The sequence below is a fragment of the Thalassotalea coralli genome (assembly GCF_055786205.1).
Map to the genome: position 1 here is coordinate 161,434 of NZ_JBVVBK010000008.1, position 13,775 is coordinate 175,208.

General features: G+C 41.5%; 11 protein-coding genes. All 11 read right to left on the reverse strand.

Annotated elements, in window-relative coordinates; genetic code table 11:
- Positions 1-348 precede the first annotated feature (348 nt).
- Positions 349-2,937, reverse strand: coding sequence for an ATP-binding protein (locus ACOB80_RS18935; RefSeq protein WP_473167437.1), 2,589 nt, complete (start codon positions 2,935-2,937; stop codon positions 349-351).
- A 52-nt stretch (positions 2,938-2,989) separates the two neighbouring features.
- Positions 2,990-4,555 (reverse strand): ubiquinone biosynthesis regulatory protein kinase UbiB, encoded by a 1,566-nt coding sequence (gene ubiB, locus ACOB80_RS18940; RefSeq protein WP_473167438.1) that lies wholly within the window; start codon positions 4,553-4,555, stop codon positions 2,990-2,992.
- Between the two features lie 22 nt (positions 4,556-4,577).
- Entirely contained in the window at positions 4,578-5,213 is a 636-nt protein-coding gene (locus tag ACOB80_RS18945) for a ubiquinone biosynthesis accessory factor UbiJ (protein WP_473167439.1), read from the reverse strand.
- A complete protein-coding gene (gene ubiE / locus ACOB80_RS18950) occupies positions 5,214-5,990 on the reverse strand; it encodes a bifunctional demethylmenaquinone methyltransferase/2-methoxy-6-polyprenyl-1,4-benzoquinol methylase UbiE (RefSeq protein ID WP_473167440.1) in 777 nt (258 codons plus the stop codon). It lies immediately after the preceding gene.
- Between the two features lie 112 nt (positions 5,991-6,102).
- The gene (recG, locus tag ACOB80_RS18955; protein ID WP_473167441.1) at positions 6,103-8,202 is read right to left on the reverse strand and encodes an ATP-dependent DNA helicase RecG; all 2,100 of its coding nucleotides are present in this window, start codon (positions 8,200-8,202) and stop codon (positions 6,103-6,105) included.
- A 43-nt stretch (positions 8,203-8,245) separates the two neighbouring features.
- Positions 8,246-8,953: a tRNA (guanosine(18)-2'-O)-methyltransferase TrmH gene (trmH, locus tag ACOB80_RS18960; protein WP_473167442.1), complete on the reverse strand. Its 708-nt coding sequence runs from the start codon at positions 8,951-8,953 to the stop codon at positions 8,246-8,248.
- Positions 8,954-9,027: 74 nt separating this feature from the next.
- Entirely contained in the window at positions 9,028-9,417 is a 390-nt protein-coding gene (gene ridA, locus ACOB80_RS18965; protein WP_473167443.1) for a deaminase RidA, read from the reverse strand.
- Between the two features lie 12 nt (positions 9,418-9,429).
- Positions 9,430-11,538 carry a bifunctional GTP diphosphokinase/guanosine-3',5'-bis pyrophosphate 3'-pyrophosphohydrolase gene (gene spoT, locus ACOB80_RS18970; protein ID WP_473167444.1) on the reverse strand — a complete coding sequence of 703 codons (2,109 nt, stop codon included), beginning with the start codon at positions 11,536-11,538 and terminating at the stop codon, positions 9,430-9,432.
- 227 nt (positions 11,539-11,765) lie between these two features.
- Complete coding sequence (gene rpoZ / locus ACOB80_RS18975; RefSeq protein WP_473167445.1) at positions 11,766-12,044, reverse strand: DNA-directed RNA polymerase subunit omega; 279 nt, start codon at positions 12,042-12,044, stop codon at positions 11,766-11,768.
- 57 nt (positions 12,045-12,101) lie between these two features.
- Complete coding sequence (gmk, locus tag ACOB80_RS18980; protein ID WP_473167446.1) at positions 12,102-12,734, reverse strand: guanylate kinase; 633 nt, start codon at positions 12,732-12,734, stop codon at positions 12,102-12,104.
- A 90-nt stretch (positions 12,735-12,824) separates the two neighbouring features.
- A complete protein-coding gene (locus ACOB80_RS18985) occupies positions 12,825-13,775 on the reverse strand; it encodes a diguanylate cyclase domain-containing protein (RefSeq protein ID WP_473167447.1) in 951 nt (316 codons plus the stop codon).

The window sequence follows — 13,775 nt, forward strand, 5'->3', positions numbered from 1 at the left end:
AACTAGGGTGTGCCGATCTTTCAAGTGCGTTTTTGCGCCACCTTTACCTTGGGTGGAAAATAAAGTGGCGCTCGTTACTCAATTAGAGCGTGTTGATCTTTGCTGTTCGTTTCTGCAGCGAATCGTTTATCTTTTATACCAGGCAGCGCGCATGTGGTGTGGTTATTCCACATGAATAAGCGCTAACGCAGTAGAAAGGACAAACAAACGCTGCCCTACGGGTTCATTTAAATGCTTCCTGCTCTTTGTTGCACCTCATTCACATAGAACAACTATCCCACAATCGTTGCGCCGCGATCAGAAAGCATTTACATTGAACAGAAAGTGAACCACAAAGATCAACACGCTCTAGTCTTTTAACAAGTCATTTATCGTTGCCATTAGCTTGCTTAAACTCGCTGGTTTCAATAAATAGTGTTTAATACCAATATCTTTTGCGACTTCTTCTGAAATAACCTCACTGTAACCGGTACACATAATAATCGGTAAGTCAGGCTGTTTTTGTAACATAAGAATACTAAGCTCTTTTCCGGTTACATGGGGCATCGCCTGATCAGTAAGTACCAAATCAAATGAATTATTTGGATCGTTAAATGCTTTTAACGCTTCAGCACCATCGGAGCAGACGGTGGTTTGATAGCCGTAGTCCTGCAAGAACTCTTGATACAGCTTAGAAATATGCTTTTCATCTTCGGCAATAAGTACGTGTTTACTTTGATTAGCTTCTATATCTTGCTGCTCAAACACTTCTTCAGTTTTTGGCTCTATCGGTATAGCTTCTGTATGCACTTCACAGGTAGGGAATACAATGATGAAGCTTGCCCCCTGCTGTTCCTCACTGCGCACTTGTATCTCGCCACCATGGCTTTCAATAATACTTTTCACCACCGACAAGCCAAGGCCAGTACCTTCACCTAAGCGCTTAGTCGTATAAAAGGGGTCAAAGATTCGCTCTAAGTGCTCTTTGGAAATACCTTGGCCAGTATCAGTAATCGTTAGCTGCACCTGCTCAATGCTGACATGCTGTTTATCGATGGACATGGTTTTAACGGGATGCAGATCGATGGCAATAGTGCCCGCTTCCTCTCCAATGGCTTGTGCTGCATTGTTGCATAAATTCATGACAATCTGATGGATTTGCGTTGCATCACCTTTAATTGGTGGGCAATGGGAATCAATGCTGGTCACAATACGAATTGAAGACGGAATTGACACTTTTATGATGTTAAGGGCGTCTTTAACCGTGTTGATTAAATCTATCGGCACTAATTTAAGCGAGTCCATCCGACTAAAGGTCATAATTTGTTTAACTAAATTAGCGGCTCTATTACAACTCTCTTGAATATTGGCAATATAGTTTTCAGCTTTTACAGGATCCATCTTAGTGATTACCATCATTTCGGTATTACCTAAAATAGAAGCCAAAATATTGTTAAAGTCGTGAGCAATGCCGCCCGCTAGCGTTCCTAACGCTTCCATCTTACGCGACTGTTGTAACTCTGTTTGCAGTAAAGTATTTTCTGTGATGTCGCGAGTGATCTCTATAAAGCCGATAGCTTTGTGGCTGTCGTCTTTGATGAGAGATAAAGATACTGACGCAAAAAATCTTGTCCCATCGGCTCGCGTTTGTGAAAGCTGCCCTAGCCAACTACCTTGTTTTTCGACGAAAGAAAGTAAATCTAAATTTTGAACTTCTGGATCTTGGTTAATATCAAGAAAATGTAAAATTGACATTTGCTCACTGCGATAACCATATAGATTTTCCGAAGCAGCGTTGCAATAGGTATAGTTACCTTGCATATCAATCAAATTAATACCGTCAGCAGATAACTGAAATGCGTGAGCGAATTTAACTAGAGATTCTTCAATTTTTAATCGTTCGACAATTTCATTGGCAAGGTGCTCATTAGTCACCACATGCTGATTGGCACTCGATAACAATTCTTTAGTGTAGTGATAGCGTTTAAGCCAAAAAAAGCAAAAACCCACCCAAACCACAAGTACAAATACGAATCCCATCCAAGCAACACTTTTGTATGGCTCAAACCCTTGATGCTCTGACGGTGCAATGACAACGCGCCACTGCTTATCAACCACCTGCATTTCACCTCGCCACATCAATGGATGTTGTTCAATAACAGCCTGCTCTGTCATATCCTGTTGGTGATCATCCTCGGTAATGGCAAATAAGGGCAATGCTGCGTCAGGCGCCTCTTGTTCATATACCCAAACATCAAGGCCAGCTGACCTTGCTTCGTTGGCAACTAACTGGCTAATTGCCTTAATATCTATCGCTTGAATCAACACGCCGGCACGCGCGTTCTCGTCGTAAACAGGTACTATTAACAACATGCCAATCAGATCAGGTTTAATCCCTGCTAAACTAGTGACATTCGAAGAGACGATTTGAGCGCTAGCCAATGCCTTTTTAACATCATCTTGGAACTTTACGTCCGAGGTTAAGTTATAGCCTTTAAACTTGCTCAAATTATGCCAAGACGCTTGATATAAACTGGGAAAATAAAAGCCCCTGTCAATATCGCGCCCCAAAACGCCCTCACTTTGCCATCGGAGGATATAGTTGCCAGCTAATTGCTCTTTTTCGAAAAGTTCACGTTGATGCGCTTGAATATAAGGATGCCATGAAGTCAATTCCACTTGACTGTTACGCGATAAATACCGCGCAGCATATTGCTGAAATTTAGCTTCAGAAATAGGCTCAATTAACTCGAGAAAATCAGCAAAGGAGTAAATTCCTTGCGTTAAATCAGCAAGCTGGTTTTCAACAGCATGAATAGCACTTTGCGCATTATGTTGAAAAGTTAAAGTGTCGCCCGATTTTTCCCATTTTTCTAAAGAAAAAAACAATAAAATAGCAAACAAAACACCGACAATAAGCGTGACGGTAATTTGTAAATAATGTTTATTTTTGATCAAATTAACGAGTCCTTGTGATTGAACTGCGTGTTCGAACGAGCTAGTTATAGTACTAACTTAACAAGATACTCGCCGAAATCAATACACTGCATACTAAAATAGTATAGATAAGTTTTTGATTATTGATTTTATTTTCTCTATTTATTTGTTTTAGAAGTGTAACTTGGTCTTGTTGGTGTTGTTTACCGTCCTTCAAGTATTGGTAGATCAGGTCAGGCATTTCTGGCAGTTTTTCATTCCAGAAAGGTAAATTTTCTTTAATTTTTTCAAATACGGCTTTAACACCCATTTGCTCCTTTACCCATGATTCAAGGAAAGGTTTAGCGGTTTGCCATAAATCAAGTTGCGGATATAACTGTCGGCCTAACCCTTCAACATAAAGCAAAGTTTTTTGGAGAAGTACCAATTGTGGCTGCACCTCCATGTTAAATCGTCGTGCGGTATTAAATAGATTAACCAAGACATGACCAAAAGAAATTTCCGCCAAAGGTTTGTTAAAAATCGGCTCACATACGGTACGAATAGCAAATTCAAATTCATCTACGCTAGTGTTTGCAGGCACCCAGCCAGAATCAACATGTAATTGCGCAACTTTTCGGTAATCTCGATTAAAAAAGGCAACAAAGTTTTCTGCTAAATATCTTTTATCTTCTCGGTTTAAAGTGCCAACAATACCGCAATCTATTGCTATCCAAGTTGGGTCTTCGGGGTTGGTTACGTCAACAAAAACATTGCCAGGATGCATGTCGGCATGGAAAAAACTGTCTCGATATACTTGAGTAAAAAACACATCTAAACCGCGTTCTGCTAACAGTTTTAGGTTCACTCCTTGCGCTTTAAGCTGCTCAACTTCGCCAACGCTCACCCCGTAAATACGTTCCATCACCAAGACATTACGCGTACAAAACTGACTATATACTTCGGGTACATACAAAATATTGTCGTTATCGCGGCCCATGCTGAAGTTACGCTTTAATTGAATAGCATTCGCAGCTTCTCTGTCCAAATCCAATTCATCAAGAATAGTCTTCTTGTATTCTGAAACCACTTCATTCGGGCGTAATCGTCGACCATCAGGTAACCAGCGAGACACCACTTTAGCGATCTTAGCCATCATGTTCACGTCAGCTTTGATCACTTTATCAATACCTGGACGCAGCACTTTAATGACTATTTCAGTTGCTTGACCGTCTAAATCTAATGTCGCTGTGTGTACTTGGGCAATAGACGCTGACGCTAGCGGCTTTGTCTCGAAATTTGAAAATAATTCATTGAATCGCTCTTGACCTATGGCCTCGATAATAATCTTCTGCGCTTTTTCGCCGTCAAATGGCGGGACTTGATCTTGCAGTAATGCTAATTCATTCGCAAAATCTTCCGGTAACAAATCACGACGAGTAGATAACATTTGACCAAATTTAATAAAAACTGGTCCCAACGATTCAATAGCTAAACGAAAACGGGTCGATAACGGCTTGTCTTTGTGCTTATTACGTAGCCAAAATAAACTCCAGCGTAGCACTTTGGCATACCAAGGAACGAAACGAGCAGGTAGTAGCTCATCTAAGCCATACTGAAAAAATGTGGCGATAATGCGATACAATCTAACACTACTCAAAGCCTAGGTTTCCTTTTACTGGTTACGATGAAGGGTTGTTGATGCGTTGTTCTAGCTGAGCAATTCGCTGCTCTAACGCAGTCAAATACTGGCTCGTTTGTTCAACACCTTCTTTAAATTCTGCTATTTGGTAACGATTTACCACAACACCGAGTTCGTGAACAAGATATTCTGTGCTGTCTTCTTTAATTTGTCTGGCAGCAAACCTAAGCTTATCTGCCAACCATAGGTATATACGTTCAACGTGATAGGTAGGAATATCGCCAATATGTTGAGCCAGTTCTCTTTGCCAATCAGGGTTTACCCGCTCAAATAAACTCGATAAGTGTTGAACAACTTTAATCTCACCTTGTACATCCAGAGCGCCGCTACGTATCAAATCCGTGAGTTCTTTGCCTTGTTTCATTTCCATCAATGCTGAAAAGGACGTTTCAACCGTACAATCAGCTCGCTCACTGATAGACGTCACCAACAACCGGTCTGCGGCAAAAGAAAAACAAATTGGAAAGCCTAGTTCTTTAATATGAATCGCAGCCGTTTGATCAACAAAAAACTGCCAATCGCGCGGGGTAACATCACTCATCGCGAAGGCTTTATTCAACCCCTTTTCTATCAAGGCACAGATGAGTTGCTGATGCATGAACACTGAGTGACTCACTTAGAATTTATACCCTTTGTGTAAAGCGACAATACCGTCTGTAAGGTTTTTATATGTCGTTTGTTCAAACCCTACCTGCTCCATCATACTTTTTAATGTTTCTTGATCTGGATGCATGCGAATAGATTCCGCAAGGTACTGGTAACTGTCACCGTCTTTTGCCACCAATTCACCCATTTTCGGTAAGATATTAAAAGAGTAAAAGTCGTAAACTTTATTCGTAATTTCATGTTCAGGTTTAGAGAACTCTAAAACCAGTAGACGACCACCTGGCTTTAACACACGGTACATAGACGCAAGTGCTTTATCTTTGTTGGTCACATTACGTAAACCAAAAGCCATGGTAATAACATCGAAGGTATTGTCTTCAAAAGGCAAAGCTTCAGCATTAGCTTGCACGTATTCTACGTTTTGTACGATACCTTTATCGCGCAATTTATCGCGACCAACGTTTAACATAGAGCTATTAATATCAGCTAAAACCACTTGGCCTTGCGCACCAACAAGTTTAGAAAACTTTGCTGTTAAGTCACCTGTGCCGCCAGCAAGATCTAATACTTTATTACCTGGTCTGACGCCACTTGCGTCAATAGTAAAACGCTTCCACAAACGATGAATGCCGAAAGACATTAGGTCATTCATAATGTCGTATTGCTGAGCAACAGAATGAAAGACGCTGGCTACTTTCGATTCTTTTTCTTCAGTTTTAACGGTTTGATAACCAAAATGGGTCGTTTCAGTATCGTTAGATTTAGGTAAATTAGGCTGTTCGTTCATTGTGGTAATACTCTGCCTTCATAATGGCGAATAGTGTAGCGTACATTGATAGATTAATTAACTGTTGTCACGTAACAATCGGCATTTATTTTGCGCGAGATCAGTGGTTAAGTTATACGGCAGAAAAATGCTCTCGGTTTGCTAGCCAGCGATTAATGAGTGCAATGCCTGCCTCTGGGTATTGCTGCCATAGCAAATATGCTTGTTCTTGAATGACAGGGATAAGATCGGCATCACGAGCTAAGTCAGCAATTTTCAGATCGGCAAGGCCGGTTTGCTTAGTACCTAGTAATTCACCAGGCCCCCTAATTTCTAAATCTTTTTGCGCGATAACAAAGCCATCGTTACTGTCACGTAACACGCCTAAGCGTTTAATCGCCGTTTTAGAGAGTGGGCTTTTATACATAAGCACACAATGAGAAGCGACAGAGCCTCGCCCAACTCGTCCGCGCAATTGATGGAGTTGAGCTAGACCTAAGCGCTCTGGGTTTTCGATCACCATTAAGCTAGCATTAGGGACATCAACCCCAACTTCTATCACAGTAGTTGCCACTAATAAATCAACATCTCCTGCTTTGAATAGCTCCATAACCGCTTGCTTTTCTTGTGGTTTCATTCGGCCATGAACCAAGCCTACTTTTAAATCTGAAAGCTGTTCTTGAAGATATTGTGCCGTATCTTCAGCCGCCTGACATTGCAACACTTCAGATTCTTCAATCAAAGTACATACCCAATAGGCTTGACGTTTATCTTCATGGGCTGCTTGGCGAATTCTGTCTATCACCTGATCTCGGCGTAAGTCAGGTAACGCCACAGTGGTAATAGGCGTTCTTCCTGGTGGTAACTCATCAATAATTGATGTATCTAAGTCTGCATATGCCGTCATCGCCAATGTTCTCGGAATAGGTGTAGCAGTCATGATCAATTGATGTGGATACTTACCGTCAAAGGCGCCTTTTTCACGTAGCGAAAGACGTTGATGAACACCAAATCTATGTTGCTCATCAATAATAATTAACGCTAATTGATTAAACGCTACCTGATCTTGAAATAGCGCATGAGTGCCAACCACCATCTGCATTTCGCCAGAGGCAATACGTTCTAAGGCTTCTCTACGAGCCTTGGCTTTTGTTTTACCCGCTAACCAACCAACAGTTATATCTAACGGGGCAAACCAGTTAGCAAAGTTAATCGCATGTTGCTCTGCTAATATTTCAGTTGGTGCCATCAATGCCACCTGATAGCCTTGGCTAATTGCAGTAATAGCTGCCAATGCCGCCACTAAGGTTTTTCCTGAGCCCACATCGCCCTGTACTAAGCGCATCATTGGCAGCGACTTAGCTAAATCTTCACGTAACTCTTTTACTACGCGCGCTTGGGCGCCTGTTGGTGAAAACGGTAAACTTGCTAGAAACTGTTGCTCAAGTTCACTTGATACCGTTAACGGCTGTGCATCAACTTTTTGTGTCGATTGCTTTAGCTTAAGCATACTTAAGTTATGAGCGAGTAATTCTTCTTTAATCAAACGAATTTGCGCAGGGTGTTTACCTTGTTCTAATTGCTCGATAGATGTATCCGGCGTAGGACGATGAATAAAAGCTAGTGCCTCTTTCAATGAATAAGGCTCATGACGAAACTTTTCAGGTATCAGTTCTTCCACTTGACCACGTTTGAGGCGTTTAAGTGCTTCATCGGTTAAATTTCTGAGGGTAATTTGTCTTAGGCCATCTGTGGTTGGGTACACAGGCGTGAGAAATTCCTCTGTCTCTGCCAAGGGAGTATCTTGTTCGAGCGTTTTATATTCGGGATGAATGATTTCCAACCCTTTAGCACCACGCTGTATTTCACCATAACAACGAATGGCAACGCCATTGGGTAAATTATTCTTTTGAGCGGCTGAAAAGTGAAAAAAACGTAGCGTTAAGTTGCCTGTTCCGTCATTCACCGTCACCAATAACATGCGGCGGCGACCTTGCACCACTTGAGAGTGAACGACTTCGCCAATGATGTTAGTAAACATGCCTGGTAAGCAGTCTCGTATCGTCAAAACACGAGTGCGGTCTTCATAGCGATTCGGCAAATGAAACAGTAGATCTTGAACACTATGCAAGCCAATTTTAGCCAGTTTTTCTGCCATGCTAGGGCCCACGCCTTTAAGCGCAGTAATGGCGATTTGAGATAAATTGCCTAAGCCCGGAGCAGATGATGCCATAGTGTTCCTTCTAACCAAATTCCTTTTTGATTACATTATTATGCTAGTTATCAAGCTCTTGCCAAGCTTCTTGTGTCATTTGCATTTGCTGCCACCACTCGTCTGAAGCAACTATTTGGCCTTGCTCGTCTATTTTAGGATAAGGTAAGCCCTTACGCTGACAGGCTTTGGCAAAAATAGGATGACCACCTTCAAATAGAAAACGCTGACGACGCTCTTCAGATATGCTCGGTTTGTCGTACATGCCTGCAGCAACACGTTGGCGTTGAGCTTCGTATAATACAACGGAATTAGCAACAGACACATTCAACGATTGCACCATGCCAACCATAGGAATAATGATATGCTCATCAGCAAGTTCTAACGCAATATCTGACGCACCAAATTTTTCTTGACCAAGAATAACTGCTGTTGGTTTTGTGTAATCAATGTCACGAAAATCGACAGAGCGCTCTGATAAGTTAGTTACCAAGATTTGCATATTCTGACGCTTAAGTTCGGCTATCGCATCTTTAGTAGAAGAATAGTTGTGAACATCAACCCAGTTTTGACTACCAGCTGCGCTGCCACCAGAGACACGCATTCTTTCATTTTTCCAAACCGCATGAACATCACTAATACCTATTGCGTCAGCCGTTCTTACTACTGCAGCAAGGTTGTGAGTTTTGTGTACGCCTTCCATGCAAACAGTGAGATCAGGTTGGCGCTTGTCCAACATAGCATTAATTCGTTCGAGTCTTTCTGGTGTCATAATATTCTATAAGGTAGGTCTAAGAAGCGCGGCATTGTTTTTACCACCGCGCAATGTTTATCGAGTAATGCGCCTTAAGCGATGTTAGGAATTTCCATTACACCGTCAATTTCAATGGCTACATCTTTTGGTAGACGTGATACTTGAACTGCCGCACGTGCTGGGTATGGCTGCGTAAAATACTGGCTCATTACTTCATTTACTGTCGCAAATTGCCCTAAGTCCATTAGGAAAATGTTTACTTTAACCATGTCATTGATCGTGCCGCCTGCAGCTTCACATACTGCAGATAAGTTTTTAAATACTTGATGTGCTTGCTCAGCAAAATCTTCAGACACAATTTCCATCGTTTCTGGAACCAATGGAATTTGGCCTGAAAGATAAACGGTATTTTTCACTTTTACCGCTTGGCTGTATGTTCCGATAGCACTAGGTGCTTTATCTGTTTGAATGATTGATTTCATAATAATCCTTGTTTATTTGTTACGTACCACTTTTTGTACGTCAACCATGACTTTAATTTTTCTAATAATATCGGCTAAGTGTATACGGTCTCGACAGGTAAGCTCCATATCAATAGCGTATAAACCAGAATCTTTTTCACCTGAGTTTAAAGTGTGAACATTGGATTCACATTTAGCGACAACATTTGTTAGCTTAGCAAGCGCACCTTGGTGGTTGACGATTTCTATGCGCAGTTTAGCGATAAAGTCACGATCAATGTCCGTGTCCCATTTAACAGGGAAAATATGCTGCTCTTGTGTACCTTTTATATTTTTACAGCTCGCTTGGTGCACCATTAAGCCTTTACCTGGGCTTAAATACGCGACAATGCTATCGCCCGGAATTGGACGACAACACTTACCATAGTTAACAAGCATGCCTTCAGTGCCTTTGATCGGCAATTTACCTTTAGAAGACGGATCGCTGTCCTCACTTTCTTCGGTAAATTCATCCGTTAATCGGCGCGCTATACCAATACTTAACGCATTCCCTAAACCAATGTTTACAAGTAATTCATCTAAACTGTTGTTGCCCGTTTCCGCTAATACTTGATCGACTTTCTCTTGTTCGATGTCTTCAAGCTTAACATTACCAAGTGCATGGCTCAGTAATCGTAAACCTAGTGCATGAGAATGGTTTTTCTCTTGCGAACGCAGGTAGGTGCGGATCTGTAATCTCGCTTTCGCTGTCACAACAAAGTTAAGCCATGTTGCATTAGGATGTGCCGCTGGCGAGGTCACCACTTCAATGGTTTGACCGGAATCTATTGGTTGGCTTAATGGAAACGGTTTTCGATCCACTTTAGCGCCAACACAGGAGTTACCTACATCGGTGTGAACCGCATAAGCAAAATCCACTGGCGTTGCGCCCATAGGCAATTCAATAATTCGTCCATCAGGGGTGAAAACGTAGATTTCTTCAGGGAATAGATCTGATTTTACGTTTTCAATAAACTCAAATGAACTACCCGCACTTTGTTGCAATTCAAGCAAGCTTTGCATCCAACGGCGTGCTTTCATTTGCGCCGTGGTACCACCTTCGTCCCCGTCTTGCTTGTAAAGCCAGTGAGCTGCTACCCCTTTGTCTGCCATTTGGTCCATATCTCGCGTACGGATCTGAATTTCTACCGGAATACCGTGTGGGCCAATAAGCGATGTATGCAATGATTGATAGCCATTGGTTTTAGGAATAGCAATGTAGTCTTTAAAGCGGCTTTCAATCGGTTTAAACAAGTTGTGAACAGCGCCAAGTGCACGATAACAAGCGTCAAGATTGTTATCGACGATTACCCTAAAGGCATATATGTCCATAACCTCATTAAACATTAATTCCTTGTTTTTCATTTTACGGTAAATGGAAAACAGATGCTTTTCACGGCCAATGACTTCAGCTGTTATGCCGTGTTCACTTAATCGCTGAACAACTTCTTCACGAATATTGTTGATAATTTCTTTACGATTACCGCGCGCTTTTTTTACTTCTGACTTAAGTGCACGTGCTCGCATTGGGTAAAGCGCTTCAAAACCAAGCACTTCGAGTTCATTTTTAACATCATGAATACCTAAACGGTTGGCAATTGGCGCATAAATTTCAAGGGTTTCACGTGCAATTCGACGACGCTTGTCAGGGCGAAGTGCGCCTAATGTACGCATGTTATGTGTTCTATCGGCAAGTTTGATCAAAATGACACGAATGTCTTGTGTCATTGCCAGCACCATTTTGCGGAAGTTTTCCGCCTGCATCTCTTCTTTGTTATCAAATTTAAGCTTGTCTAGCTTACTTACCCCTTCAACAAGCTCAGCAACGGTATTACCAAACAATTCTGCGAGTTCATCTTTGGTAACCGGCGTATCTTCAATAACATCATGAAGTAACGCGGCCATCAGCGTTTCATGATCTAAATGCATTTTTGCCAAATTATGGGCAACAGCAACTGGGTGGGTAATATAAGGCTCGCCACTTGAACGCATTTGCCCTTCATGAGCGTCACGCGCAACGATATAAGCTTCTTTTAACAAGTCTATTTGTACTTTCGATAAATAGCTTGATACATACTCTTTTAGTGGTTCAAAAAGATACACTCAGTCTGTCCTTTCTACTTCTAAGGTAATAGACACCAATGCAGGCTTGGTATTCGTTAAAGTAAGAATACGTCTAAATAACGAGAATGCCAATGGTTTACTCGCTCAGCAATACCATAATCCTCAAATAAACACCTGCATGAGGAATTATTCCAAGGACATAGTATGAAAAAACGCGTAATTACCAAGGTAATTACGCGTTAATATTTATCTCTTTTCTGGGCTGTTTACGGGTTTTGACCGCCAACAATTGCCGCTACTGCTGCTAACTCAGCAGATTCTTGTTGAACTGCTTCATGACGCTCATTTTCGTCCATTACTTCAGTGGTAATTAGACCTTCTTCAATTTCACGTAAAGCAACAACACTTGGCTTATCATTTTCTAACTCAACCAATGGCTCTTTACCACCAGTGGCGATTTGACGTGCGCGACGAGTCGCAATTAACACTAAATCAAAGCGATTACCTACTTTATCTACGGCATCTTCTACAGTTACGCGAGCCATTCTGTCACTCCAACAATACAAATTTCACAATAAATAGCAGGCTATTTTACTCGATGCTTAATCGTTAGCCAATAGCTGAGTAAATAAATTTTCGTGTTTTTGCGCTTGTTGACTACGTTTTAAACGTTGATTTTCAACAATTGTCGTTAAATCTTTTAGCGCTTGATCAAAATCATCATTGACAATAATGTAATCAAATTCATTATAGTGGGAGCATTCACTTTTCGCTTGAGCCATGCGCTGGCTAATTACTTCATCTGAATCTTGGCCTCTGCCACGCAAGCGCTTTTCTAACTCTTCTTTCGATGGCGGGCAAATAAAAATGGTGGTCACTTCTGGCTTTTTAATTCGAACTTGCTGTGCACCTTGCCAATCGATATCAAGAAACACATCGATGCCTTTTTCAAGTTGCTCGTCAATAGCCACTGCTGAGGTACCATAATAATTACCAAACACTTCAGCCCACTCGTAAAAGTGATCACCTTCAATTTGCTGCTTAAAAGATTCAACTGAGACAAAATGATAATGAGTACCGTCCTCTTCTCCTGGACGAGGCGCTCGCGTTGTTGTCGACACCGACACCTGCATCGGGCGTTGACTAACTTGATTTAATAACGCACTAATTAAGCTAGATTTCCCTGCACCACTAGGCGCAGAAAGAATAAAAAGGTTTCCAGAAGGAGCCGACACAATAACCTCAAACAAACAAAAATTAAGGTGGCAACTATACCCAAATTTGCTGTGAATCGCTAATGTTTGATGGAGACTTTCTCAAGCGCCCTACATCGTTAAATCGTCAAAGTGAACGGCGTTTCGCGTACTATTTTTCACGCAATAGAGCTTCTCATCTGCCATTTTTATCACTTGCTCTAACGTTATCTCTGGCCCTGGCTTTACGGCAATTGCACCGATACTTGCAGTTAACACCGAGGAGGCGACAGAAGCTTCATGTTGAATATTGAGATCAGTTACCGCATCTAAACACTTGGCGAGTTCTTCTTGTGGTTGATTATTGTTTTCCATAGGTAAATAAAAATAAAACTCTTCGCCACCACAGCGATATATTGCACCTGAAGCGTCAAACAACACTCGGCGAATTGCGTTAGCTACCTTTCTTAAAACAATGTCACCTTGCTGATGACCATAAGAATCGTTATAGCGTTTAAAACAATCGATATCAACAATACCAAACACCACATTTTTTTGATGTTCTGCAGCGAAATCCCAAAAACTAGCGCTATCTGTTTGCCACTTCCTGCGATTAGGTAATTCAGTTAAGCTGTCGAAATGAGCGAAACTCTCCAGTAATTTACGCTGACGGATAATTTCCATATGTGCGTTAACTCGCGCTCTAACAATGCCATGATTAAAAGGTTTCTGAATGTAGTCACACGCCCCCAAGGATAAGCCCTTTTCTTCATCTTCTGCGCTTTGTAGTCCAGAAATAAAAATAACAGGGGTCATGGCAAAATCTGGGTGTTGTTTTAGTTTAGTAATAAACTCGAAACCACTTTCTTCAGGCATTATTACATCAAGGAGAATGAGATCTGGCTCAATTTCAAGCGCTTTTTCCATCGCTTGCTTGGCACTTTTACAGGCAACAACGCGATAGGTTTCTTTGAAAATTGATGCGAGTATTTTCAAATTTGCGCTTTCATCATCAACACAAAGCAAAGTAAATTGCCGATCATTTGCTCTCCTCGTGTGTTGTAATGGCGCATGAGCTTTCAT